This window comes from Sphingomonas sp. ATCC 31555 (assembly GCF_000282895.1).
In the GTDB taxonomy this organism is placed as follows: Bacteria; Pseudomonadota; Alphaproteobacteria; order Sphingomonadales; family Sphingomonadaceae; genus Sphingomonas.
This window is the reverse complement of record NZ_ALBQ01000044.1, coordinates 74,849-97,690: the sequence shown is the minus strand read 5'-3', so window position 1 is coordinate 97,690 and position 22,842 is coordinate 74,849. Positions and strand designations below refer to the sequence as shown.

The window sequence follows — 22,842 nt, the reverse complement described above, 5'->3', positions numbered from 1 at the left end:
TAGGCGCTTAGGCTCCCTCTCAATCTGCAAAGGGGGGAAAGCATCAGCATGGATCGTCGCCAGTTTCTCGGATCGTCGAGCGTCGCCACCTTGGCGGCGCTGTTGCCCGCCGCCGCGCGCGCGGCGGTGGCCGGCACCCGCGATGCCGAAATCAACGCCGTCTACAACCAGATCGTGATGGCGCGTATTCAGCGCTCGCCGGAATTCGCCACCTCGCTAGGGTTCGACAAGGGGCCCAATGCCGCGCTGAAGCATCAACTGAGCGACACCAGCCCGGCGGCCAAGGCGCGCAATCTGGCCGATACCAAGGCCGCCATCACCAAGATCGAGAGCTTTGCCCCGGACAGCCTGTCCGAGGGCGCCCGGCTGGACCGCGAGGTCGTGCTCTATTCGCTGCACAACGCCACCCTGCCGCAGGACCAGTTCCAGGTTGATTCGGTGATCCGCCCCTTCCCGATCTTCCAGCAGGGCGGCGCCTATTTCTCGACGCCCGATTTCCTGAACACCAGCCACACCATCGTCACCCAGGACGACGCCGAAGCCTATCTGGATCGGCTGAACGCCTTTGCGGGCTCGCTGGACCAGGATACGGCCGATCAGAAGGAGGCCGCAGGCCGCGGCTTGGTCGCCCCGCGCTTCTGCCTGGAACTGACGCTTGCGCAGATGGCCAAGCTGCGCAGCCCCGCACCGGCGGCGAACACGCTGACCGAATCGATCGTCCGCCGCACGCGCGACAAGGGCCTTGCCGGCGACTGGCAGGCGCGCGCCGCGTCCATCGTCGAGCAGAAAATCTATCCCGCGCTCGATCGCCAGATGGCGCTCATGCGCGATCTCAACGCCAAGGGTCGCCCCTCGGCCGGCTTGTGGGATGTGCCGCGCGGCCAGGAAATCTATGCCGCGGCGCTGGCGCAGGCGACGACCACCGATTTCACCCCCGATCAGGTCCATAAGATGGGCCTGGAGCAGGTGGCCGAAATCACCGCGACGCTCGATGCGCTGCTCAAGCAGCAGGGGCTGCGCAGCGGCAGTGTCGGCGAGCGACTGACGGCGCTGAACGCCCGCGCCGATCAGCTCTATGCCGATACGCCGGAAGGCCGCGCCGCGCTGCTCGCCAGCCTGAACAAGGGCGTGGAGGACGTTGCTACGCTGCTGCCCAAGGCGTTCCTCAATCCCAACAAGGCGCCGCTCGAAATCCGCGCCGTGCCTGTCGAGATCCAGGACGGCGCGTCCAACGGCTATTACAGCCGCGCCGCGCTCGATGGGTCGCGCCCTGCAATCTACTGGATCAACCTGAAGAGCGTGGCCGACTGGCCGAAATACTCGCTGCCGGCGCTGACCTTCCACGAAGGGCTGCCGGGTCACCATCTGCAGATCAGCACCGCCCAGTCCGCCGAAGGGCCGCTGATCCGCAAGATGGGCTTTTTCGGCGCCTATACCGAAGGCTGGGCGCTCTATGCCGAACAGCTGGCAGACGAGCTGGGTGCCTATCACGGGCCGCTGGAGCGCGCCGGCTATCTCCAGTCCTTCCTGTTCCGGGCGGCGCGCCTGGTGGTTGATACCGGCATCCACACCAAGAAGTGGAGCCGCGATCAGGCAACCGACTATCTGGTGGCAACTACCGGCTTCCCCCGCGCCCGCTCGCAGCGCGAAGTGGAGCGCTACTGCACCCAGCCGGGCCAGGCATGCAGCTACAAGCTCGGCCACATTTCCTGGACCCGCGCCCGCGCCAAGGCGCAGGCGATTGCCGGCGACAAGTTCAACCTGCAGCAGTTTCACGAGGTGATCCGCCTCGGCGCGATGCCGCTCACCATGTTCGAACGCCTGGTGGAGGAACGCGCCAAGGCGATGGTGTAACCGCCGGGCCACCTTACGCCATCGGGGAGCGGATCGAGAAGTTCGCGCGCGGGACGGTGGCCTTCGACTTCCCCGTCCCGCGCGCCGGATCAGGCGGCTTTCGTCGCCTGATCCATGAGCTTCTTGGCCAACGCGATGCCCGCAGCCTCGCTGGTCTTGCCGGCCTGGATCTCATCGGCGATCGTCAGCAGCCGGCTGGCGATCACCGTGCCCGCCTCGGCCGCTTCGGTGATGCGAATGCCGTTCTTGGCGTTGGCGATCCGATCCCACTCTGCGCGGATCGCCGCCCAATAGCCCTTGGTCGCCGCCCAATAGGCGTCGGCTGCCTTCACGTCATAGCCGTCGAAGCGGGTATAGCTGTTCAGCACATATTCCTGGACGACTGGCTGCAGCTTGCCGTCGAACAGGCCCATCTTGGTATTGTCCTGCCAATGGACCCAGCCGCTCGGCGTCGGCTGATGACGATTGATGCCCAGATAGCGGTCATAGACCGGCCCGCGCACCGCATCACGACGGGCAAGGGGCCGCCACGTCCAGTTGGAGCGCCAGCGGCGCACGCCGCCCTCGGTCGTCCACTGCCCCCAGCCGCCATAGCGCGGGCTGTCGTCCACCTGGTATACGGTCTGCGACCAGCGACCGCGGCGCATCGCCTCGGCTACGGCCTCCCATTTCCATTCGTTGGGCCCGGCATAGACGAGCACGCGGGCCGGTTCATATTCCCAGTCCTGCCGCCAGTGCTTGATGACATGGCTCTTGCCGTCATGCTCCACCACCAACAGGTGCTGCAGCACGATCTTGCGACCGCTGTCCTCGATCACCCGCACCACTTCGTGGCCGCCCGAAACCTTGGCTTCGATCGGCGTGTAGTCGGCACGCCAGGCGGTCGCCTCCTGCATGTCGAAGCGGACCTTGTAAGCGCCCGCCATGCCCAGAATGTCGCGCCGATCGGCTTCGAACGACGCCTGCTCCTCGGCCGCGCTGCGTGGCCGGACCGGCCCGTCCGCGGCTGCCGGCAGCGCCGGCAGCATCGCCAGCAGCCCCAAAGCCAAAAGGCCAATGCGCTGAATCTTCATGCTCTTTCCCCGATCTGTCAGAAGCGATAGCTGATCGAGACGCTGCCGTTGCGTCCCGGCTGAGTGAAGGCGTCGGTGATCGTCGAGGTGGCGGCCAGCCCGCGCACATCGTTCCACCAAGCATACTTCAGGTCGAACAGGTTGAAGACGCCGGCGCGCAGCGTCAGCCCGTCGGTCACGCGGAAAAAGGCGGTGGCATCGACGATGGTGAACGCAGGGGGACGATAGCAGGCGCCGGTGCATACGCCGTTGGTGCTGCTGTCCTTCTTGCGCGCGCTATGCGTGACGATCAGTTGGCCGCCGAACTGCCCGTCCGGAGCGCGATAGCCGATTCCGCCGACCACCTTGGTGGGATCGACCGTGGAAAGCGAGCGCCACACGCCATCGCGGATCACCTGGCCGTCGCCATAGGCGAATGCGAGATTGGCGGTGAAGCCCCGGCCCAGTGTCGCATCCAGCTTGCCCTCGATGCCCTTCACCCGCGCCTCGTCCAGGTTGATGAACTGGTAGACGGCGGGATTGGCCGGAGTGAAGGCGCCGCCCACCACTTCCTGCGAGATGAAATTGTCGTAATCGGCGTGAAACGCGGTCAGCTGCGCGCGCACGCCGCCCCCGCCGAAGCGGATGCCGCCTTCCACGCTTCTGCTGGTTTCCGGACGCAGCCCCGGATTGGGCTCCGAACGATAGCCGAAGGCGAGGTTCTGGAAGAACTGGTTCACCTGGCTCGGTTCGGGCGCCTTGAAGCCCTGGGCGTAGTTGCCGAAAAGGCTGAATCCCCGGCCCAGCGCCAGCGTTGCACCGACCTTGGGCGACACCCGCGATCCGCTCTGCCGCGCTTCCTGGAAGGCAGGCAATAGCGGGTCATTCTGCGGATCCAGCGCATAGTGATCGAACCGCAGCGCCGGGAACAGCGTCACCGGCCCAACCGCGATCTCATCCGATACGAACATGCCGGCCAGCGTGAAGTCGGTGCTGGGAAAAGCGCGGGTGGGATAGGTTTCCCCGGCCGGCGGCACGGTGCCGTCGCGAATTCCTTCCTGGCGGGTCCTGCTGGCATCGGCGCCGAAGATCAGCCGGTGACGGAGCGCGCCCGTTTCATAAGCCAGCACGATTTCGCCCGATGCACCGAACACGCGATTGTCGAACGTGTTCAGCCGCGTGCGATCCGCCAGCACGGTTCGGTCCTCGGCGGAAAACTGGCTGTCTTCCGATTTCTGCCAATACAGGCTCAATCGCGTGCTCTGGATCGCGCCTTGCCCGCTCCACGTCCAGTCGAACGCCGCGCGCTTGCGCTTCGTCTTGTCGTTCGCCGTGGTCCCGGTGACGGTGCTGCTCACACTGGTCAGCACATTGGTGTCGAGATTGTTGTCCAGATATTCGCCGGTCAGGCGCAGCTTGTGACCATTGCCGGGCTCGAAGACGATGCGGCCGAGTAGCGCGTTCGATTCGCCGTCCTGCGGATTGGGTTGGGTGCGCGCGGCCCCGCTGCCGCCGATCACTCCCTTGTTGTCCAGCTCGGCAAAATCACGCCGCGTATAGGCAACCATTGCCGACCAGTCGCCGGTGCGACCTGCCAGAATGCCCGTTTCGCTCCATTCCTGATCGGCGGATTGATAGCCTGCGCGCACCAGCCCGCCGATCGTCTTGCCCCCCTCAAGGAAGTCGGCAGGGTCGGCGGTGACGAAGCTGATCGCACCAGCCAGACCATCGCTGCCATACAGCGCCGAGGCGGGCCCGCGCAGGATCTCCACCGATTTGACGAGGCCCAGGTCCACATAATCGCCGCGCCCCACGCTCTGCGCGCCGAAGGTGAAGCCGTCCGGCACGCGGACGCCGTCCACCTGGATCAACACGCGATTGCCGCCAATGCCGCGCACGATGAAGCCTTCATTGCCCGCGCGCCCCGTAGTTCCCGATGCCGCGCCGAACCGCGCCGGCTGTCGGGGTACGCTGACTCCCGGTTCGAACCGCACCAGATCCTTGATGTCGTTGACCAGCTGATCCGCCATTTTCTCGTCGGTTATGACGGTGACGGTCGCCGGCACCTTCTGGGTATCTGTGGCGAGCCTGGTGGCGGTGACGGTGATCGTCTCGGCGTTCGGCTTCGCTGTCTCACCGGTGGCGGCAGGGGGCTGCTGCGACACGTTGGTTTGCGCAACGGCGGGCGTGGACAGATAGGCGAACAAGCTCGCCGCCCCGGCGAGGCGGACGATGGAGTGGATCACGGCGCTTCCCTCTTTTGATACTGCAACTGATTCGCAGTTGCTATAGCTGCAAAGAGATGGCCGTCAAACCCCCAGCGTAACGATCTCCGTATTGGCGAGCCGTATCGCCGAACCGGCCCGCTCGACGTCATCCTTCGGCAGCGCTACAGAGCCTCGATCATGAACCGCCCTCAGCTTTCCGTCGTCGTCCCCTGCTATAACGAGGAAGCATGCCTCGACATGCTCCACGCCCGCGTCAGCGCGGCCGCGCGTACTGCGGTGGGCGAATCCTATGAGATCGTCTTCGTCAACGACGGCTCGCGCGACCGCAGCTGGGAGGTGATGCAGCGCCTGTCCGCCGCCGATCCGCATCTCGTCGCCATCAACCTCTCGCGCAACCACGGCCACCAGCTCGCGCTCACCGCGGGTCTGGACCTGTGCGCCGGCGAGCAGATTCTGATCATCGACGCGGACCTTCAGGATCCGCCCGAGCTGCTGACCGACATGCGCGCCACGATGGCCGCGCAGGGTGCCGACGTCGTCTATGCGGTGCGCCGCAAGCGCGAGGGCGAAAGCTTGTTCAAGAAAGCGACCGCGGCGGTGTTCTACCGGATGCTCGATCGCATCACCGACACGCCGATCCCGCTCGACACCGGCGACTTCCGCCTGATGAGCCGGCGCGCGCTCGATGCGCTGCTGTCGCTGCCCGAACAGGCGCGCTTCATCCGCGGCATGGTCGCCTGGATCGGCTTCCGCCAGGTGCCGTTCGTCTATGACCGGCACGAGCGGCATGCCGGAGAGACCAAGTACCCGCTCGGCAAGATGATCCGTTTCGCGCTCGACGCGATCACCGGTTTTTCCACGGCGCCCTTGCGCTTCGCGAGCCATGTCGGCCTGCTGCTGACCGCGGCCTCGGTGCTGCTGGTGCTCTACATCCTCGTCGCCTGGCTGCTCGGCCGCGCGGTTCAGGGCTGGACCTCCACGATGCTGGTCGTGGTAGTGCTCGGCGCGGTGCAGATGTTCGTGCTGGGGATGATCGGCGAATATCTGGGCCGGCTATATGTGGAATCGAAGCGGCGGCCGCTCTACCTGATCGCCGACGTGGCAGGGCCGGTGCAGGCGCATGCGTCGCTCGGCTATCGACAGCAGGATTCGGGGACGATCAGCGTATCCCCGCAAGCAAGGCACAACGACGCGGCGGAGTGAAACGCATCCCTCCTCTCGCTAGCGGGAGGGGGGAAGAGCGCGGCGCTTCCTCAGCCCTTCGGCTCGGCCAGCACGATGATCGAAAGCCCCGGCGGCATCGGCAGCCGGCCGAGCAGATGCCGCTCCAGCCCGAACACCAGCTCGAACGCCTTGTTGAGCGGCGCGGGCGGCGGCGAGTCGTCGCTGTCGTCCTTGCCCATCAGCTTGCCGGCGAAGCGCGCCGCCACCGCTACCGGGAACAGCAGCGAGTTGAACCAGCGCAGCTTGCGCCACGTCAGCCCCGCCTTTTCGAGTGCGGCGAGCAGCGTCGCCTTCGAATAGCGTCGCTTGTGGTGGTTCACCACGTCATGCGCGCTCCACATCCACTGATGCGCGGGGACGGTGATCAGGATCTTGCCACCGGGCTTGAGCACTCGCGCCATCGCCTGGAGCGCCGCAACGTCGTCTTCGATATGCTCGACGACGTCGAGCACCGCGACGAGATCATAGCTGGCGGGTTGCACCCCGGTGAGTTCCGGTAGCGGCGATGCGCCGACGGGCTTGCCCAGGCGCTCGCTCGCGATCGCTCGCGCGGCGGGATCGATCTCGATCGCATCCACTTCCCCGAACGCGCCGAGCATCGGCAGGTTGTGCCCGGTGCCGCACCCGATCTCGAGGATCTTCGCGCCCTTGGGCACCGCGCCGTAGCGGGCCAGATAGTCCGCCAGAATGTCGCGACGGGCGCGGTACCACCAATGGGTGGAATCATGCGCCGCCATGCGGTCGTAAACGATGCGGTCCATGTCAGCCGAAAACCCACCAGCGATTGAGTGCGAACGTTGCGAACGGCGTCACCAGCACCGCCGGCACCAGCGGCCACCAGGTCGGCCCGTGCACGAGCGGACCGGTCAGCAACCAGGTGAAACCGGCATTCATCACCATGCCCGCCGATTGCACCGCGAAAAACTTGAACTTCAGCGCCGCATTTTCTTCGGCGCCATGCCCCTGAAAGCTCCAGCGGCTGTGAAAGACATAGCCGAACACCACAGCGACCAGAAATCCCGCCACCGAGGCAAGCACCGGCCAAATCACATAAGTGGCAAGCGGCCAATAAACCGCGGCATACACCACGGTGGAAAGCCCGCCGACGATGACGAAGCGTATCAGTTGCCCCAGCACCCCGCTGGCGCGCAACGCCTCCACTCTCTGCAAAACCGCCGTCACACTCGCTTGCCCTTGGACCCTGCCCCGCCCTAATGCGCACCAGCATTCGAGGAAAGCGATTTTGACGGCCACCCCCTTTCGCGGTTTCCGCGTTCGACACGAACTGGATCGCCACTGGCTCGGCTGGACGCTGCTCGTCTGGGCCTGCACGGTCACCTGGTTCCTCGTCCAGCGCCAAGGCAACATCTATTGGCTCACCCTGAGCGATACCGACGACAATATGCGGCTGATGCAGGTGCGTGCGCTGCTCGCCGGCCAGGGCTGGTATGATCTGCGCCAGTATCGGATGGATCCGGCGCTGGGCGGGTTCGACATCCACTGGTCGCGCGTCGTCGATCTGCCGATCGCGGGCCTGATCCTGCTGCTCAAGCCGTTCGTCGGCATGGCGACGGCAGAAAAATGGGCGTGCGGCATTGCCCCGCTGCTGCCGCTGTCGATCACGATGGCGGGCATCTCGCTCACCGTCCGCCGTCTCGTCGCGCCGCTCGCCTGGCCGATCGCGCTGGCGCTGCTGCTGTTCGCCTGCGGCGCGACGCTGCCGATGTACGCACCGATGCGGATCGATCATCATGGCTGGCAACTCGCCGCGCTGGCAATGACGGTCGCGGGTCTTGCCGATCCCAAGCCCGCGCGCGGCGGCGCGGTGGTTGGGCTGGCGAGCGCCTTCTCGCTGTCGATCGGGCTCGAACTCCTGCCCTTCTGCGCGATGGCCGGTGCGATCCTCGGACTGCGCTGGGTGTGGGATGCAGGCGATCGCCGGCGACTGATGGTCTATGGCCTCACTCTTGGCGGCGGCTCGGCGATCGGCTTCGTGCTGTTCGCTTCCAACGCGAATCAGGCGATGCGCTGCGATGCGCTGACGCCGGTGTGGCTGAGCGTGCTGGTGGCGGCCGGAGCGCTGCTGGTCGCCCTCACCTTGGCCAACCCGGGATCGCGCTGGCTGCGGCTGGCGCTGGCAGCCCTGGCCGGCGGCATCATCGTTGCGGGGTTCGTGCACTTCTTCCCGCAATGCCTCGGCCGCCCCGAGCAAGTGTCTGACGAACTCTATACGACCTGGCTGTCGAATGTGCGTGAGGCGCGGCCGATCTACCGCCACCCGCGCGATACCGCGATCCCCATCGCCGTCGTTGCCGGCCTCGGGCTGATCGGCGCGATGCTGGCGGTGTGGAACGCACGGCGGAGCCCGCGCCTCACCGGCTGGGCCGCAATCATGCTGTTCACCGCCTTCGCTGCCGCCATGCTGCTGTGGCAGCTGCGCGCGGCGCCGGGCGCGCAGCTGCTGGCGGTGCCGGGTATCACCGCGATGATCTGGCTTGCCGTCCCATGGCTCGCCCGTCGCGGCCCATTGTGGCTGCGCATCGGCGTTGCCGTCCTGGCCTTCGCCATCGTCGGCGCGCTGGCGAGCGGCGTGAAGATGCCTTGGGCGAACAAGAGCGCGGGCAAGCCGGGCAGCGACCGGGTGCGTCAGGCCAATATCGCCTGCACCCGCACTTCGCAGCTGCGGACGCTGAACGCCATTCCGGCTGCGACGATGTTCACCCAGGTCGATCTCGGGCCGCGGCTGATCGTCGTCACGCATCACAACGCCGTCGCGGGGCCTTATCATCGCAATGGCACCGCGATCCTCGATGTGCATCATGCCTTCACGGGCCGCGCCGACGCCTTCCGCGCCATCGCTGCTCGGCACAAGGCCGGCTATCTGCTGCTCTGCCCCAACATGTCGGAAACCACGGTGTACCGCGCCCGCAACCCGGTGGGCTTCTACGCCCAGCTCGCCAAGGGTCAGGTGCCCGACTGGCTCGAACCGGTGCCGCTGGCTGACGGCTCGCCGTACCGGCTGTGGAAGATCCGGTACGACAGATAAGCGCTGCGCCCCTCCCCTTGCGGGCGGGGCATGCCGCTCACCCCGCTGCGAGCGACGATCGGATACCGTCGATCACGAACTGCACCGCCAGCGCGGCCAGCAGCACGCCCAGCAGCCGCGATACGACCGCTTCGATCTTGGCGCCCACCACGCGCATGATCGGCCCCGCCGCCAGCAGCGCCACCAGCGTCAGCAGCAGAATCGACAGCATCGCGGCCAGCACCACCAGCGATTGCTGGATGCCCCTGCTCTGCGACATCAGCAGCATCACCGACGCGATCGATCCCGGACCCGCGATCATCGGCATCGCCATCGGGAAGATCGAAATGTCGACCGGGTCCTCGGCCTTCACCTTCTCCGCCCGATCTTCACGGCGTTCGGTGCGCTTCTCGAACACCATCTCGAGCGCGATCAGGAACAGCATGATGCCGCCGGCAATGCGGAAGGCGTTGAGGCTGATCCCCAGCGCGTGCAGCAGCGCCTCGCCGAACAAGGCGAAGCCGAACAGGATGATCGCCGCGACCATCACCGCGCGTACCGCCATTGCGCGGCGATGCACCGCGTTGGTCCCGGCCGTCAGCCCGGCAAAGATCGGCGCGCAGCCGGGCGGGTCGATGATGACGAAGAAGGTGACCAGCGAGGAGACGAACAGCTCGATCATCGGCCGCTACGCACCTCGTCCTGGAGAACCGTTTCGAACGCCTTGCCGGTCCACAGCATCACGGTCAGCTGGCGCCCATCGGCGTCGAAGCTCCAATCCCATATCAGCGTGCCATCGGCCGATCGCCCCTGACGGCACCTCCGGGTGGAGGGACAGGGCGCAAACGCGATCTCTGTCGGCTTGGCGCCGCAGGCCGCCCGCTGCACCGCGGGCTTTGCGACAGCGGGACGCGCAGCTTGCAACACGTCGCCATGATCGAGCGTCCACTTCCAGGCGCCGTCGGTCTGCCGCTGCCAGAGCGTGGAGAAATACCCCACCGATCCGTCCGGTCGGGTCCAGCCGCCGGTGTTCGCCGCCAGGCTGCCATCGCAGGCGACATAGCTGTGGGTCGGCGACCAGCGCACCGACTGTGCCGGATCCTTGCGGTCCTTCAGCCAGGCTTGGGCGTTCACCGGCTCCGGCACGAACATCCACGCATCGGCCGCGGCATAGCGCCGGAACGCGGTCCACTGCCCCTCTGCCTGTGCCGCCGCATCGAAGGCGCGTTCGACATCGATCGCGGTTTGCGGCGCGGTGGCCTGAAGCAGCAGCGCAAGCAGCATCAGATCGCGTCCGCCTCCAGCGGCACCCCGGCATTGCGGTGCGCGGCGACGAGGGTGTTGCGCAGCAGGCAGGCGATTGTCATCGGCCCCACTCCACCCGGCACGGGGGTAATCGCACCCGCAACGCTCGCCGCGCTATCAAATTCGACATCGCCGACAAGCCCGTCTTCGGTGCGGTTGATGCCCACGTCGATCACGGTTGCGCCCGGCTTCAACCATTCGCCCTTCACGAAATGGGCGATTCCCACCGCCGCCACCACGATGTCGGCATGCAGCAGATGGTGTGGCAGGTTGCGGGTGCGTGAATGCGCCACCGTCACCGTCGCGCTCGCCTGGGTGAGCAGCGCCGCCATCGGTTTGCCGACGATGTTCGAACGGCCGATCACCACGGCGTTCAGGCCGGAAAGATCGCCCAGCCGATCCTGGAGCAGCATCAGGCAGCCCAGCGGCGTGCAAGGCACAAAGCCCTCCAGGCCCGTTGCCAGTCGCCCGGCATTCACGGGATGGAACCCGTCGACATCCTTGTCGGGATCGATTCGCTGCAGCACCGCCTGCGCGTCGATATGCCTGGGCAGCGGCAGCTGCACGAGGATGCCGTCCACCGCACCATCGGCGTTGAGCTGATCGACCAGCGCGAGCAGCGCCTCCTGCGTCGTATCGGCAGGCAGGCGATGCTCGAAGCTCGCCATACCGGCCTCGCGCGTCTGCTTGCCCTTGGAACGCACATAAACGGCGGACGCGGGATCCTCGCCAACCAGCACCACGGCGAGGCCGGGCACGCGCCCCGCCGCCGCTTCGAATGCAGGAACCAGGTCCGCGATGCGGGCGCGCAGGCCCGCGGCAAACGCCTTGCCGTCGATGATCTCAGCCGTCATGTGCCTCGCCATAGAGGCTGCGAGCGATCTGTTCCAGAGCCGGCATGTCTCCCCGGATGGAAAGCCGCTTCAACCGCGACGTCTCGCCGGCGATCAGCACCACGTCGCGTTTTGCCACCCCGAATGCCTTGGCAACAAGCGGCACCAGCGCTGCGTTGGCGGCGCCCTCCACCGGCGGGGCGGCGAGCCGGGCGGTGAAATGGTCGTCGGTCCCTGCCGCCAGCACGTCGCGCGACGCCCGGGGCGTCACGCGCACGGCGATCTCGATTCCTGTGGCGCTAGGCCGCCAGGCAGGCACCGCACACCCTTTAGAGCGCGGCGCCGGCGACCATCAGCGCGATCCGCGGGATCACGATCGTCTGGAGGATGTACAGGATCAGCAGCACGATCAACGGCGAGATATCGAGCGCGCCGAAATCGGGCAGAATGCGACGGATCGGGCGGTAGAGCGGCTCCGTCATCCGCTGCAGCGCCGTCCACACCGAACGAACGAAATCGCTGTGCGTGTTGATGACGTTGAACGCGATCAGCCACGAAAGGATCGCCTGGATCACGATGATCCACCAGACGATGTTCAGCACTACCTGCACGATCTGCAGCAGCATCAGGCCAATCTGAGTCAATTCTCTCTCCAGGGCACCGTTACAGGAGCGATATAGGATCGATCGTCCGCAGGACAATCAGCTATGGACGAGCGTGCCTACGCCCTGGCGGGTAAAGATTTCGAGCAACATACCGTGCGGGATGCGTCCGTCGAGGATCACCGCCGCGTCGACGCCGGCGGCGACTGCGTTCACGCACGTTTCCACCTTGGGGATCATGCCCCCGGAAATCGTGCCGTCATCCTTCAGCGCCTGTACCCGCGCGGCATCCAGGTCGGTCAGGAGGTCGCCCGTCTTGCTGAGGACCCCCGGCACATCCGTCAGCAGGAAGAAGCGCTTGGCGCCGCATGCGCCTGCGATCGCGCCGGCCATCGTGTCGGCGTTGATGTTGTAGGTGTGGCCATCCGCACCCAGCGCGATCGGCGCCACCACCGGGATGAAGCCCGATGCGGCAAGCGATTTGAGAATCGCGATGTCCACCGCCACCGGCTCGCCGACAAAGCCCAGATCGACATGCCGCTCGATGCCCTGCAGCGGATCAGCCTCGCTGCGCTTCACCTTCTCGGCGCGCACCAGGCCGGCATCCTTGCCCGAAATGCCCACGGCCTTGCCGCCGGCTGCGGTGATCCAGGCGACGATTTCCTTGTTGATCGATCCCGCGAGCACCATTTCGGCGATCTCGGCGGTCGCCTTGTCGGTAACGCGCAGGCCGCCGACGAAGGTCGATTCGACGCCCAGCCGCTTGAGCATCCGGCCGATCTGCGGCCCGCCGCCATGCACGACGATCGGATTGATCCCCACCGCCTTGAGCAACACCACGTCCTCGGCGAAGTCGCGCGCCAGCTCAGGGTCGCCCATGGCGTGGCCGCCATATTTCACGACGAAGGTGGCGCCGGCATAGCGCTGCAGATAGGGCAGCGCTTCGGTGAGGGTCTCGGCCTTGGCGAGCAGCGCCGGATGGGGTGCGTGGTCGGTCATGCGCGGCCCTTTAAAGCCGCTCAGGCCGTACGTCCATCGAGTGCGCGCCCCAATACCACCGCGCCGGTGATCAGGAACGGCACCAGCACGATCGACAGCACCACCTTGGTCAGCATCTGCCCGGCCATCAGCTCCAGGATCGGCCGTTCGCCGAGGAAGGAGATGCTGATGAACAGCACCGTATCCACGATCTGCGACACCACGCTCGCCAGCATCCCGCGGAACCACACCAGGCCGCTCGGCCCTTCCTTGCCGCGCAGCTTGTTGAAGATGAACACGTTCAGCGTCTGCGACGTGCCATAGGAGATGAAGCCCGCCAGCATCATCCGCATGCCCTGCCCCACCACGATCGGGAAGGCGTCCACGGCCGGCGGGTACATGCCGGGATCGGTCGGCAATACCAGCACCAGCTGGATCAGCGCCGCGGAGACGAGCAGCGGGATGAAGCCCAGCCGCACCAGCCCGGTGGCCACGGCCTGTCCGTGCAGCTCGGCGACCGCGCTCGACAGCACAACCAGCAGCAGGAAGGCGAAGATGCCCGCTTCCACCGCCAGCGGCCCCAGTGCCACCTGCTTCACGCCCAGCACGCCCGCCATGCAGACCATGCCGCCATACAGGATGGCAAAGACGAAGAGCGAACGCGGCATCGCGAGCTTGGGGGTGTCCATCGCCGGGTGCTAGCGCCAAAGGCGGCGCGGTGGAAGATGGCGCGGTGCGCTCCCTGTCGCGCGCCGCTGTCCCGCGCGGCGGCGCGTAACCCTCTGGCAAGATGCGCCACCACGTGTATGGTCGGCGGGTTTGCTGGCAGGAATTCCGCCGGCGTGGGGACATACGACTTCAGAATGACTCAATTCCCGAGCGGCATTTTCGGGGTGCTGGCGATTTTGGGCATCGCCTTCCTGCTTTCCAGCAATCGCCGGGCGATCCGCCTGCGCGTCGTCGGCGCCGCCTTCGCGCTGCAGGCGGGCACCGCCATCCTCGTGCTGCGCACCAGCTGGGGCCAGAGCGGGCTGCACGCGATGGCCAGCGGTGTCTCCGCGCTGCTCGGCTATGCCAGCGCCGGCACGAGCTTCCTGTTCGGCAATCTCGCCAAGCCGGAGATTGGCGGCCAGAGCTTCGCCATCGCCGCGCTGCCGGTGATCGTGTTCTTCGCCGCGCTGGTGTCGATTCTCTACCATCTCGGCATCATGCAGTTCGTCGTCCGCTGGATCGGCGGCGCGATTGAGAAGGTCACCGGGGTCAGCAAGGTCGAATCACTCTGTGCGGCCGCCAATATCTTCGTCGGCCAGAGCGAGTCGCCGCTGGTGATTCGCCCTTATCTCGCGCAGCTCGCGCCGTCGCAGCTGTTTGCGGTGATGAGCGTCGGCATGGCCGGTATCGCGGGCACGATCCTCGCCGCCTATGCCAGCCTGCTGGGGCCGACGTCGCTGCCCTATTTGCTCGCTGCGTCGTTCATGGCGGCGCCGGGCGGGCTGCTGATGGCCAAGATCATCATGCCCGACGAACCCAGCCGCGCCGATGCGCCGCTGACGGGCGAAGACGACGTGATTCGCGTTGCCGAGGAAGATTTTCAGGAGGAACGCGCCGCCAACATCATCATGGCGGCAGCCACCGGCGCTTCGACGGGCGTGAAGATCGCGGTCGCGGTGGGCGCGATGGTGCTCGCTTTCGTCGCGCTGGTCGCGCTGGCCAATGGCCTGCTCGCCGCGGCGGGCGGTTGGTTCGGCTATTCCGGGCTCAGCTTCCAGTCGATCATCGGGGCGATCTTCGCGCCGGTGATGGCGCTGCTCGGCATTCCGTGGCACGAGGCGACGACGGCTGGCGGCCTGTTCGGCACCAAGGTGGTGCTCAACGAGTTCGTCGCCTTCATCGATCTCGGCAACGCCACCAATCTCGCGCCGCGCAGCAAGGCGATCATCACCTTCGCGCTGTGCGGCTTCGCCAATTTCAGCTCGATCGCGATCCAGATGGCCGCTACCGGCAGCCTCGCGCCGAACCAGCGTCCGGTGATCGCGCGGCTGGGGCTCAAGGCGCTGGTCGCCGGCAGCCTTGCCAACCTGATGTCGGCGGCACTGGCAGGGCTGCTGCTACCGTGAGTTTCTATTCCCCTCCCGCTGGCGGGAGGGGATAACAAGCGTCACCCCCCGCCAATCCCCTCGATCACTGTTCCCGTCCCCCCGCAGATCGGGCATTCGCCGCCATCGATCTGCCCGGATCCGTTGCAACGGCGGCAGACGTCTTCGCCGGTGCCGGGGGTACCCGGTGCCGCGTCATCCCCGGGATTGATCGGGTCGGCCATCGTCCTGCTCCTATTCGTTCAGATGCACGGCCAGCCAAACGCTCGGACGGTCGCGCGCGGTCCATGTCACCCAATGTTTCTGGCCGGCGGCGATCAGCAGATGGTCGCCGGGCGCCAGCCGAACCTCGGCGGAGTCCTCGATACGAATGCCCGCCGCCCCTTCCAGCAGGATGACCCACTCGTCCCAGGCCTGCACCATCGGGGTGTCCTCGGCCGTCGCCTGCCCGCGCGAGACGATCCGCTCGATGCGAGTGCCGGGCCGCTTGAGCAGATCGTCGAACGCCTCTTCCTCTTTCGCCTCGGGCAGGTCGCGCAGCAGATTCGCTACGTCGGGCTTGAAGCGCGGCTTGGGCGGCGGCGTCGGCTTCGGCTTCGGTACCGGCTTGGCCGTCGGCTTGGGCGCCCGCTTCGGCCCCGGCGTCGTCTGGACCGAGGTGCTCCAGTCGCTGCGCATCCCGCCGCGCAGATACGCCCGGATCCCCTCCGCATCGGCGACAAGACCGCCGTCACCGAAGCCGAACACCTCCGCGCCGCTCGCATCCTTCAGCCCGTACAGACCAAAGTCCCCGCCCGGCTTCCGCCGCCGCGACTTCACCAGCTTCAGCCCGCGATGGGTGGCCATCGCCCGCAATTCCTCGTCCTGCTCGGTCACGCGCGCTCCTTCCCTTCGGGCCTCAAACGCGCCAATAGCGGCGCATGCCTCGTTTCCAGTTCACCATCCACGCCACCGACGGCAAGGCGCGTCGCGGCACCATCGCGATGCAGCGCGGCGAGATCCGCACCCCCGCCTTCATGCCGGTCGGCACCGCCGCCACCGTCAAGGCGGTCAAGCCGCAGGACGTGCGCGCGTCCGGCGCTGACATCCTGCTCGGCAACACCTATCACCTGATGCTGCGCCCCACTGCCGAGCGCGTCGCGCGGCTGGGGGGCCTGCACAAGTTCATGGGCTGGGATCGGCCGATCCTCACCGATTCGGGCGGCTATCAGGTGATGAGCCTGTCCGAACTCACCAAGCGCAGCGAGGAAGGCGTCGCCTTCGCCTCGCACCTCGATGGCTCGCGCCACATGATGAGCCCTGAGCGCTCGATGGAAATCCAGCGGCTGCTAGGATCGGACATCGTCATGGCGTTCGACGAGCTGGTGCCGACCACCTCCACCCGCGACGTGCAGGCCAAGGCGATGGAGCGCTCGATGCGCTGGGCCAGGCGCAGCCGCGCAGGCTTCGATTCGGGCGAGGAGCATGCCGCCCGCGCCGCGCTGTTCGGCATCCAGCAGGGCGCGCTCGACGAGGGCCTGCGCAAGGCCAGCGCCGATGCGCTGAAGGATATCGGCTTTGACGGTTATGCGGTGGGCGGCCTCGCAGTGGGCGAAGGCCAGGAGGCGATGTTCGGCGTGCTCGACTATGCCCCCGGCCAGCTCGACGAAGCCAAGCCCCGTTACCTGATGGGCGTCGGCAAGCCGGACGACATCGTCGGCGCGGTCGAGCGCGGCATCGACATGTTCGATTGCGTGCTGCCCACCCGCTCGGGCCGTACCGGCCAGGCGTTCACGCGAACCGGCCCGATCAACATCCGCAACGCGAAGTTCGCCGAGGACCAGGGCCCGCTCGATCCCGCCTGCGCCTGCCCGGTGTGCTCCACCTGGAGCCGCGCCTATATCCACCACCTCGTCCGCGCCGGCGAGATCCTGGGGGCGATGCTGATGACCGAGCACAACCTGTGGTTCTACCAGACGCTGATGGCAGACCTGCGCACGGCGATCGAGGAACAGCGGCTCACCGCCTTCGCCAATGATTTCCGGGCGAAGTACCAGGCGAAGCGGGACTGAGTTCGGCACCCGATAGATAAGGAAACATGGATGATCTGGGTTCCGATCCTGCTGGGCACGTTCAAAATCGCCGTGTTCGGCACCGGCATGTTCTTCGCCATCAAGTGGCACCACGATCAGGGCAAGAAGAAGAAAGCCGAAGCCCGCCGCGCGCAGGCTGCCGCCGAACGCGCCGCGGACGCCGCGGACGCCGCGGACGCCGCGGACAAGCGGTAGCAGCCCGGCCGATCGCGGCGAGGTGGAATTTGCCGGGCGGGTGCCCGCCCCTCGCCGTCCGGCCTATAAGCTAAACAGCTTCCCCCGCCGACGGAGTTCCCTTGCCGCCCCTCCCGCACCCCGAGCAGCGCCAGCGGGTCCTCTTCTACCTGCCGATGGTGACGAACTGGTGGTTCGTCCACATCGTCGAGCCGCTGATCCGCCGGGTCGCGAGTGGTCACGAGGTGCACATCCTCGCGCCTGCGCCCTGGCGCGGCACCGGCATCGGCGCGGATGAACTCGCCCGCTGCGCCGATCTGGCGGAGGTGCGCTGGTACATCATGGACGGCGCGGACCATCCCAGCACCCGCACCGTGCCCGAGGATGCCGAAGGACTGATCGGCTTCGTCCGCGATCTCGCGCCCGATTTTGTCCTCTGCCGCACCGCCGATTTCGACACCGTACGGCATTTCCCCGGCATCGTCCGGCTGCTGATGGAGGGGCGATTCGAGCCTTTTGCCCCGCCGCCCCGCTGGATCCTGCTTGCCGATCGTCCGCACGATTATGGCGCGCTGGCGCCGCTCGCGCCCGCAGAGGAGGCGCGGCTCGACGCGATGCTTGCGCCCGCATGGCATCGCCTGCAGCAGCGCCTTGCCCCGCCTCCGGACGAACGCCTGGCGCTGTTCGCGCGTCTCGGCATTCCCGCCGATCGCCCGCTGGTGCTGCTGCCCCTGGAATGCGAGATGGACGACAACTTCTTCCTCGCCCACCGGCTTAGTCCCCGCCCAAACGCCGCTCTGGTCCGCCACGTCTCCGCGCAACTGGGCGATCGTTTCACTCTCGCCGTCACCAATCATCCGCTCAACGATGCGCATGTCGATGCCGGCCCGCTGATCGAAGCGATCGGCGATTGCGACAATGCCGTGTTGCTGCCGCCGGCGATCGGGCCGCTGGCCGCCACGCTCGCCATTGCGCGCCATGCCGATGGCATGCTCGTCGGCGATTCGAAGACCTTCGCGCTCGCCGCGTTTTTCGGCGTACCGATTCATCGCCATTCGCAATTCGCCAGCGGCTCATGGCTCAACGCCTATGCGGAGTTGCCGCCGTTTCTCGCGGATATCGCCGCTGGCACTGCCCGACGTCCTGATCCGGAACTGGCGCGCCGCTGGTTCGCGCAATATCTGCTGAACGACGCCGTCGATCCGCTCGACGCGGACGACGACCTGCTCGCCCGGCTTCGTTGCCCGGTAGGGCCGGAACGGTGGGACAGAGCGCTGACGCGGCTCGAACGCACGCTGCCGGCGCTGTTCGGGGCAGAGGGACCAACACCGCCTGGAAGAACGGAGTGAGTCCTCCCATCGTCGTCCCGGCGGAAAGCCGGGACCCACTGGAGGTGAGCCGCCTCAGGTCATCCTGAAACCGAGCGGCGAATGGATTTCGGTTTTCGCCGGGATTCCGGTGCGGTGCGCCGGGAAGCTCAAACGAGCGGGTAGAGCGCGCCCGCCACCCAGCGCAGCTCGGCGCGGAGCACCCCCCAGGCCCGCGCCGCCGCGCGGCTGTCCATTGCTTCCACGCCGATGCCGCGTGCTTCCAGCGCCTTCACCAGCTGGAGCGGCGGGCGCACCAGCCGCGCGCCGGTGCCGAGCAGCAGGAATTCGGGCTGCGGGCTGAGCGCGAAGGCCGGGGCTAGCGCAGCCTCGGTCAATTCCGCGATCGGTGGAGGCGACCAGCCATCGGCGCGCTCGGGCGTGATGATCAGCCCGTGATAGACATTCTCGTCGACGCGAAAGCCGCCGCCGGAAAAGCCGGAGACGAGCGGCCCTTCCGCGCTGCGCCGTTCGATCTTCACGCGATTACGGCCGCTCGCGCGGCGCGACCCGCTCGGCATTGCTGGCGATCGAGTCCGCCTTTTCGGGCTTTGCGCCCGGCTTCAGCCCCAACGTGATCAGCAGCGAAGACGAAACATAGACCGACGAATAGGTACCGACGATGATGCCCAGCATCATCGCTGCGGTGAAGCCGCGCAGCACATGCCCGCCCCACAGCAGCAGCGCGCCCAGCGCCAGCAGGATCGTGACGGAGGTCATCACCGTGCGCGGCAGCGTCTCGTTGACCGAAAGGTCGATCAACTCGCTCATGCCCATCTTGCGGTACTTGCGCATATTCTCGCGGATGCGGTCGTCGATCACCATCTTGTCGTTGATCGAATAGCCGATGATCGTCAGCACCGCGGCCACGATGTTCAGGTCGAACACCATCCGGGTCAGCGCGAAGAAGCCCAGCGTCATCAGCACGTCGTGCACGATGGCGACCGCGGTGGAGACGCCGAACTGCCATTCGTATCGCAGCCAGGAGAAGATCGCGATGCCGGCGATCGCCAGCACCACCGCGAGCACGCCGTTGCGGATCAGCTCGCCCGAAACCTTGCCGGAGACGGTGGAATAGGTGGAGAAGGTCGCGCCGGGGAACTTGGCCGCGACGGCGCTCTTCACGCGCTCGACCATCGCATCGGTCGCCGCCGGATCGCTCGAATTCGGCACGGGCAGGCGGATGGTAACGAGGTTCTTGCCGCCCATTTCCTGCAGCGTCGTTTCGCCATAGCCGAGCCCGTTCACCGTTGCGCGCAGCTCGTCGAGCGGCGGAGCCGAGGTGAACTTTTCTTCGATCGAAACGCCGCCGACAAAGTCGACGCCAAGGTTGAGTCCGCGTGCCGCGACCAGACCGATCGCGGCGACGGTCAGCAGCGCGGTGATCGCAAATGCGATGACGCGGACCCGGACGAAGCCGATATTGGTGTTGTCGGGTACGATCTTGAGGAGCCGCATGTCGGCGCTTCCTTAAATATGGATCTCGCTCGGGCGATTCTTGCGCAGCCAGAGCGTGACGAGCATGCGCGTGAACACCACGGCGGTGAAGACGGAGCTGGCGATACCGATCAGCAGCACCACCGCGAAGCCGCGGATCGGCCCGGAGCCGAGCACCAGCATGATCAGGCCGGCAATCGCGTGGGTGACGTTCGCTTCGAAGATCGTGCGGCTGGCTTCCTTATAGCCCAGCTCCACCGATTGCATCACGCTGCGGCCGCGGCGGCGTTCCTCGCGGATGCGCTCGTTGATCAGCACGTTGGCGTCGACGGCGGTACCGATGGTCAGCACGAAGCCGGCAATGCCCGGCAGGGTCAGTGTCGCATTGAGCAGACCCATCACCGCCAGGATCACCAGCACGTTGATGGTCACCGCGATGTTCGCATAGACGCCGAAGCGGCCATAGGTGAGCACCATGAACACCACGACCGCGACGATCGCGATGATCGATGCGGTGACGCCGGCGCGGATCGAATCGGCGCCGAGCTCGGGGCTGACGGTCGATTCCTGCGCCACCTTCAGCGCGATCGGCAACTTGCCCGAACGCAGTGCGATGGCGAGCTGGTTGGCGCTTTCCACCGTGAAGCCGCCCGAGATCGAAGCGCTGCCGCCCAGGATCGGCTCGTTGATGTTCGGCGCGGAGATGACCTTGTTGTCGACGATGATCGCGAAGGGCTTGCCGGTATTTTCCTGCGTCACCCGCGCAAAGCGCTTGGCACCCGCACCGTTCAGCTGCAGCGTCACGTCCGGGCGGCCGTTCTGATCGTAGCTCTGCTTGGCGTCGACCAGCATGTCGCCGGTGATCATCGCGGTACGGTTGACGACGATCGGCGCGCCATTTTCATATTGCAGCAGCTGCGAGGTGACCGGGATATCGCCGCTCGCCATCTGTTGCGGGGTCACGCTCGTGTCGACCAGCTTGAACTCGAGCTTGGCGGTCTTGCCGAGCAGTTCCTTCAGCTGGCTGGGATCCTGAAGACCCGGCACCTGCACGACGATGCGGTTGGTGCCTTCGCGCACCACCGTCGGCTCGCGGGTGCCGAGCGCGTTGATGCGCTTGTCCACCACTTCGCGGGCGTCGTCCATCGCGGTTTCGATCTGCTGCGCCAGGCCCGCCTTGGTCGGCGTCAGCACGAAACGGGTGGAATCGACAACCGTGATTTCCCAGTCGCGCTGGCCGGTGGTGCCCACGCCGTTGGTCATCGGCAACAGCTTTTCGCGCGCCGCATCCACCTTGCTGGGATCGCGCACCATGAAGCTCAGCTTGCCGCCCTGGATCGAGATGTCGCCCACGTCGACGCGCGGATCGCGCCGCATCGCCAGGCGGACCTGCTCGCGCATCTGCTCCAGCTTGGTCTGCTGCACGTCGCTCGTATCGGCTTCGAGCAGCAGATACGAGCCGCCGGCCAGGTCCAGGCCCAGATTGACGGCGGGCTTGGGCATCCAGCTCGGCCAGGTGTTGCGGATGCTCTCCGGCACCAGGCTCGGCACCGCGAGCAGCACCATGGCGGCGACCCCGATCAGGATCGTCCAGACCTTCCAGCGCGGGAAATCCAGCATCAGTCGTTCGCGGGCTTGGCGCCCAGCGGGCGCACTTCGGCGAGCGTCGACTTGATCGCGCGCACCTTCACGTTCGGGCCGAGTTCGATTTCGACTTCGGTTTCGTCCACGCGGGTCACCTTGCCGATCAGGCCGCCGGCGGTGATCACCGTGTCGTTCTTCTTCACGCCCTTCACGGCGTCCTGCAGCGTCTTCATCCGCTTCTGCTGCGGGCGTATCATCAGGAAATAGAAGACGACGAAGATCAGGACGAGGGGAAGGATCGAAACGATCCCGGCTGCCGTGCTGCCTGCGCCCGTAGCCTGTGCATATGCTGGAGAGGAGAACATGGGTTTCCGAAATGCCTGATGGGAGGGGCGCGGATTGGCCCCATTCAAGCCGGGGGCGCTATCATGCACGCTGGGAAGGCGCAACTATTCACGCGAAGGCGGGCGATCCCTTCAGCTGCTGATACGCCTCGATCACGCGCTGCAATCGCGTCTCGTGGCTGCGGTCGCCGCCATTGCGATCGGGATGATATCTGCGCACCAGCTCGGAATAGCGTTTGCGCAGCGCCGTCCGGTCCGAGTCGATCGTGAGGTCCAGTACCTTCAGCGCCTCGCGGTCCTTGCCCGAAAGCGGCCGCCCGTCCTTGCGCTCGGCGCGATCCTTCATCCGGTCGCGGAAGCGCGCGCCGATCGCGTCCAGCGGATCGGCGAAATCGGCCCAGCGCGGCGGCTGGTCGGCGCTGGCGGTGGCACTGAACGCGCGGGTCGCCCGTTCCCATCCGGCGATCGGGCGCTGCGCTTCCTGGATCTCGTCGGGGCTCATGCCCGCGAAGAAATTATAGCCGGCGTTGAACGCGCGGACATGATCCAGGCACAGCCAGCGGAACGGGGGCGGGCCGTCGAACCCGGCGCTGGCGCCTTCACGTGCCGGCGCACGGAATTCGCCGGCGGCCGTGCACCCCGGCTCCGCGCACATTCTTCCCTCCGC

General features: G+C 66.6%; 25 protein-coding genes. 7 read left to right on the top strand and 18 right to left on the bottom strand.

Going from position 1 to position 22,842, the window contains the following annotated elements; all coding sequences use genetic code 11:
* Positions 1 to 48 precede the first annotated feature (48 nt).
* Positions 49 to 1,854: a DUF885 domain-containing protein gene (locus tag B215_RS0116620; RefSeq protein WP_019370774.1), complete on the top strand. Its 1,806-nt coding sequence runs from the start codon at positions 49 to 51 to the stop codon at positions 1,852 to 1,854.
* Between the two features lie 89 nt (positions 1,855 to 1,943).
* On the opposite strand, the gene B215_RS0116615 is transcribed toward B215_RS0116620, so the two are convergent.
* The gene (locus B215_RS0116615; protein WP_019370773.1) at positions 1,944 to 2,927 is read right to left on the bottom strand and encodes a DUF6607 family protein; all 984 of its coding nucleotides are present in this window, start codon (positions 2,925 to 2,927) and stop codon (positions 1,944 to 1,946) included.
* A 17-nt stretch (positions 2,928 to 2,944) separates the two neighbouring features.
* Positions 2,945 to 5,152, bottom strand: coding sequence for a TonB-dependent hemoglobin/transferrin/lactoferrin family receptor (locus B215_RS0116610; protein WP_019370772.1), 2,208 nt, complete (start codon positions 5,150 to 5,152; stop codon positions 2,945 to 2,947).
* 159 nt (positions 5,153 to 5,311) lie between these two features.
* Between B215_RS0116610 and B215_RS0116605 the strand changes: the two genes are divergently transcribed.
* On the top strand, positions 5,312 to 6,337 hold the full coding sequence (locus tag B215_RS0116605; RefSeq protein WP_019370771.1) for a glycosyltransferase family 2 protein: 1,026 nt from the start codon (positions 5,312 to 5,314) through the stop codon (positions 6,335 to 6,337).
* A gap of 50 nt (positions 6,338 to 6,387) precedes the next feature.
* On the opposite strand, the gene B215_RS0116600 is transcribed toward B215_RS0116605, so the two are convergent.
* Both B215_RS0116600 and B215_RS0116595 read right to left on the bottom strand, forming a co-directional pair.
* Positions 6,388 to 7,119 carry a class I SAM-dependent methyltransferase gene (locus B215_RS0116600; RefSeq protein ID WP_019370770.1) on the bottom strand — a complete coding sequence of 244 codons (732 nt, stop codon included), beginning with the start codon at positions 7,117 to 7,119 and terminating at the stop codon, positions 6,388 to 6,390.
* Position 7,120: 1 nt separating this feature from the next.
* On the bottom strand, positions 7,121 to 7,540 hold the full coding sequence (locus tag B215_RS0116595) for a GtrA family protein (protein WP_236704372.1): 420 nt from the start codon (positions 7,538 to 7,540) through the stop codon (positions 7,121 to 7,123).
* Positions 7,541 to 7,601: 61 nt separating this feature from the next.
* Between B215_RS0116595 and B215_RS0116590 the strand changes: the two genes are divergently transcribed.
* On the top strand, positions 7,602 to 9,404 hold the full coding sequence (locus B215_RS0116590; RefSeq protein WP_019370768.1) for a hypothetical protein: 1,803 nt from the start codon (positions 7,602 to 7,604) through the stop codon (positions 9,402 to 9,404).
* 37 nt (positions 9,405 to 9,441) lie between these two features.
* Here B215_RS0116590 and B215_RS0116585 read toward each other — a convergent pair whose 3' ends face one another.
* The 7 genes from B215_RS0116585 to B215_RS0116555 form a co-directional block, all read right to left on the bottom strand.
* On the bottom strand, positions 9,442 to 10,065 hold the full coding sequence (locus B215_RS0116585) for a MarC family protein (RefSeq protein WP_019370767.1): 624 nt from the start codon (positions 10,063 to 10,065) through the stop codon (positions 9,442 to 9,444).
* Positions 10,062 to 10,667 carry a hypothetical protein gene (locus tag B215_RS0116580; protein ID WP_019370766.1) on the bottom strand — a complete coding sequence of 202 codons (606 nt, stop codon included), beginning with the start codon at positions 10,665 to 10,667 and terminating at the stop codon, positions 10,062 to 10,064. The genes B215_RS0116585 and B215_RS0116580 overlap by 4 nt, the downstream gene beginning before the upstream one ends.
* Positions 10,667 to 11,542, bottom strand: a complete 876-nt coding sequence (gene folD, locus B215_RS0116575) for a bifunctional methylenetetrahydrofolate dehydrogenase/methenyltetrahydrofolate cyclohydrolase FolD (protein ID WP_019370765.1) — start codon at positions 11,540 to 11,542, stop codon at positions 10,667 to 10,669. Before folD ends, B215_RS0116580 begins: the two co-directional genes overlap by 1 nt.
* Positions 11,532 to 11,840: a DUF167 domain-containing protein gene (locus B215_RS0116570; RefSeq protein WP_026009348.1), complete on the bottom strand. Its 309-nt coding sequence runs from the start codon at positions 11,838 to 11,840 to the stop codon at positions 11,532 to 11,534. Before B215_RS0116570 ends, folD begins: the two co-directional genes overlap by 11 nt.
* A 10-nt stretch (positions 11,841 to 11,850) precedes the next feature.
* On the bottom strand, positions 11,851 to 12,147 hold the full coding sequence (locus tag B215_RS0116565; protein ID WP_019370763.1) for a YggT family protein: 297 nt from the start codon (positions 12,145 to 12,147) through the stop codon (positions 11,851 to 11,853).
* A gap of 75 nt (positions 12,148 to 12,222) precedes the next feature.
* On the bottom strand, positions 12,223 to 13,122 hold the full coding sequence (gene argB / locus B215_RS0116560) for an acetylglutamate kinase (RefSeq protein WP_019370762.1): 900 nt from the start codon (positions 13,120 to 13,122) through the stop codon (positions 12,223 to 12,225).
* A gap of 20 nt (positions 13,123 to 13,142) precedes the next feature.
* Positions 13,143 to 13,790 (bottom strand): queuosine precursor transporter, encoded by a 648-nt coding sequence (locus B215_RS0116555; protein ID WP_019370761.1) that lies wholly within the window; start codon positions 13,788 to 13,790, stop codon positions 13,143 to 13,145.
* Between the two features lie 174 nt (positions 13,791 to 13,964).
* On the opposite strand from B215_RS0116555, the gene B215_RS0116550 reads away from it, so the two are divergent.
* A complete protein-coding gene (locus B215_RS0116550) occupies positions 13,965 to 15,218 on the top strand; it encodes a NupC/NupG family nucleoside CNT transporter (RefSeq protein ID WP_019370760.1) in 1,254 nt (417 codons plus the stop codon).
* A gap of 41 nt (positions 15,219 to 15,259) precedes the next feature.
* Here the strand turns inward: B215_RS0116550 and B215_RS21635 are convergent, their stop codons facing one another.
* Both B215_RS21635 and B215_RS21890 read right to left on the bottom strand, forming a co-directional pair.
* A complete protein-coding gene (locus B215_RS21635) occupies positions 15,260 to 15,421 on the bottom strand; it encodes a hypothetical protein (RefSeq protein WP_162839588.1) in 162 nt (53 codons plus the stop codon).
* A 10-nt stretch (positions 15,422 to 15,431) separates the two neighbouring features.
* The gene (locus tag B215_RS21890; RefSeq protein ID WP_019370759.1) at positions 15,432 to 16,073 is read right to left on the bottom strand and encodes a cupin domain-containing protein; all 642 of its coding nucleotides are present in this window, start codon (positions 16,071 to 16,073) and stop codon (positions 15,432 to 15,434) included.
* Between the two features lie 44 nt (positions 16,074 to 16,117).
* Between B215_RS21890 and tgt the strand changes: the two genes are divergently transcribed.
* From tgt to B215_RS0116525, 3 genes are all read left to right on the top strand, one after another.
* On the top strand, positions 16,118 to 17,248 hold the full coding sequence (gene tgt, locus B215_RS0116535; RefSeq protein WP_019370758.1) for a tRNA guanosine(34) transglycosylase Tgt: 1,131 nt from the start codon (positions 16,118 to 16,120) through the stop codon (positions 17,246 to 17,248).
* Positions 17,249 to 17,278: 30 nt separating this feature from the next.
* Positions 17,279 to 17,464 (top strand): hypothetical protein, encoded by a 186-nt coding sequence (locus tag B215_RS0116530; RefSeq protein WP_019370757.1) that lies wholly within the window; start codon positions 17,279 to 17,281, stop codon positions 17,462 to 17,464.
* 101 nt (positions 17,465 to 17,565) lie between these two features.
* Positions 17,566 to 18,792, top strand: a complete 1,227-nt coding sequence (locus B215_RS0116525) for a hypothetical protein (protein WP_019370756.1) — start codon at positions 17,566 to 17,568, stop codon at positions 18,790 to 18,792.
* A gap of 128 nt (positions 18,793 to 18,920) precedes the next feature.
* Here the strand turns inward: B215_RS0116525 and B215_RS0116520 are convergent, their stop codons facing one another.
* The 5 genes from B215_RS0116520 to B215_RS0116500 form a co-directional block, all read right to left on the bottom strand.
* Positions 18,921 to 19,292, bottom strand: a complete 372-nt coding sequence (locus B215_RS0116520) for an Mth938-like domain-containing protein (RefSeq protein ID WP_026009346.1) — start codon at positions 19,290 to 19,292, stop codon at positions 18,921 to 18,923.
* A 4-nt stretch (positions 19,293 to 19,296) separates the two neighbouring features.
* The gene (secF, locus tag B215_RS0116515; RefSeq protein WP_019370754.1) at positions 19,297 to 20,268 is read right to left on the bottom strand and encodes a protein translocase subunit SecF; all 972 of its coding nucleotides are present in this window, start codon (positions 20,266 to 20,268) and stop codon (positions 19,297 to 19,299) included.
* Between the two features lie 12 nt (positions 20,269 to 20,280).
* The gene (gene secD / locus B215_RS0116510; protein ID WP_019370753.1) at positions 20,281 to 21,867 is read right to left on the bottom strand and encodes a protein translocase subunit SecD; all 1,587 of its coding nucleotides are present in this window, start codon (positions 21,865 to 21,867) and stop codon (positions 20,281 to 20,283) included.
* Positions 21,867 to 22,196 (bottom strand): preprotein translocase subunit YajC, encoded by a 330-nt coding sequence (yajC, locus tag B215_RS0116505; RefSeq protein WP_019370752.1) that lies wholly within the window; start codon positions 22,194 to 22,196, stop codon positions 21,867 to 21,869. Before yajC ends, secD begins: the two co-directional genes overlap by 1 nt.
* Before the next feature lie 88 nt (positions 22,197 to 22,284).
* Entirely contained in the window at positions 22,285 to 22,830 is a 546-nt protein-coding gene (locus tag B215_RS0116500) for a J domain-containing protein (RefSeq protein ID WP_019370751.1), read from the bottom strand.
* Between the last annotated feature and the right edge of the window lie 12 nt (positions 22,831 to 22,842).

What these genes read in the sequence shown, in the direction of transcription:
- B215_RS0116620 (WP_019370774.1), top strand. Translation starts at nt 49, where the DNA reads ATGGATCGTCGCCAGTTTCTCGGATCGTCGAGCGTCGCCACCTTGGCG.
- B215_RS0116615 (WP_019370773.1), bottom strand. Translation starts at nt 2,927, where the DNA reads ATGAAGATTCAGCGCATTGGCCTTTTGGCTTTGGGGCTGCTGGCGATG.
- B215_RS0116605 (WP_019370771.1), top strand. Translation starts at nt 5,312, where the DNA reads ATGAACCGCCCTCAGCTTTCCGTCGTCGTCCCCTGCTATAACGAGGAA.
- B215_RS0116600 (WP_019370770.1), bottom strand. Translation starts at nt 7,119, where the DNA reads ATGGACCGCATCGTTTACGACCGCATGGCGGCGCATGATTCCACCCAT.
- B215_RS0116585 (WP_019370767.1), bottom strand. Translation starts at nt 10,065, where the DNA reads ATGATCGAGCTGTTCGTCTCCTCGCTGGTCACCTTCTTCGTCATCATC.
- B215_RS0116580 (WP_019370766.1), bottom strand. Translation starts at nt 10,667, where the DNA reads ATGCTGCTTGCGCTGCTGCTTCAGGCCACCGCGCCGCAAACCGCGATC.
- folD (WP_019370765.1), bottom strand. Translation starts at nt 11,542, where the DNA reads ATGACGGCTGAGATCATCGACGGCAAGGCGTTTGCCGCGGGCCTGCGC.
- B215_RS0116565 (WP_019370763.1), bottom strand. Translation starts at nt 12,147, where the DNA reads ATGCTGCTGCAGATCGTGCAGGTAGTGCTGAACATCGTCTGGTGGATC.
- argB (WP_019370762.1), bottom strand. Translation starts at nt 13,122, where the DNA reads ATGACCGACCACGCACCCCATCCGGCGCTGCTCGCCAAGGCCGAGACC.
- B215_RS0116555 (WP_019370761.1), bottom strand. Translation starts at nt 13,790, where the DNA reads ATGGACACCCCCAAGCTCGCGATGCCGCGTTCGCTCTTCGTCTTTGCC.
- B215_RS0116550 (WP_019370760.1), top strand. Translation starts at nt 13,965, where the DNA reads ATGACTCAATTCCCGAGCGGCATTTTCGGGGTGCTGGCGATTTTGGGC.
- B215_RS21635 (WP_162839588.1), bottom strand. Translation starts at nt 15,421, where the DNA reads ATGGCCGACCCGATCAATCCCGGGGATGACGCGGCACCGGGTACCCCC.
- tgt (WP_019370758.1), top strand. Translation starts at nt 16,118, where the DNA reads ATGCCTCGTTTCCAGTTCACCATCCACGCCACCGACGGCAAGGCGCGT.
- B215_RS0116530 (WP_019370757.1), top strand. Translation starts at nt 17,279, where the DNA reads ATGATCTGGGTTCCGATCCTGCTGGGCACGTTCAAAATCGCCGTGTTC.
- secF (WP_019370754.1), bottom strand. Translation starts at nt 20,268, where the DNA reads ATGCGGCTCCTCAAGATCGTACCCGACAACACCAATATCGGCTTCGTC.
- secD (WP_019370753.1), bottom strand. Translation starts at nt 21,867, where the DNA reads ATGCTGGATTTCCCGCGCTGGAAGGTCTGGACGATCCTGATCGGGGTC.
- yajC (WP_019370752.1), bottom strand. Translation starts at nt 22,196, where the DNA reads ATGTTCTCCTCTCCAGCATATGCACAGGCTACGGGCGCAGGCAGCACG.
- B215_RS0116500 (WP_019370751.1), bottom strand. Translation starts at nt 22,830, where the DNA reads ATGTGCGCGGAGCCGGGGTGCACGGCCGCCGGCGAATTCCGTGCGCCG.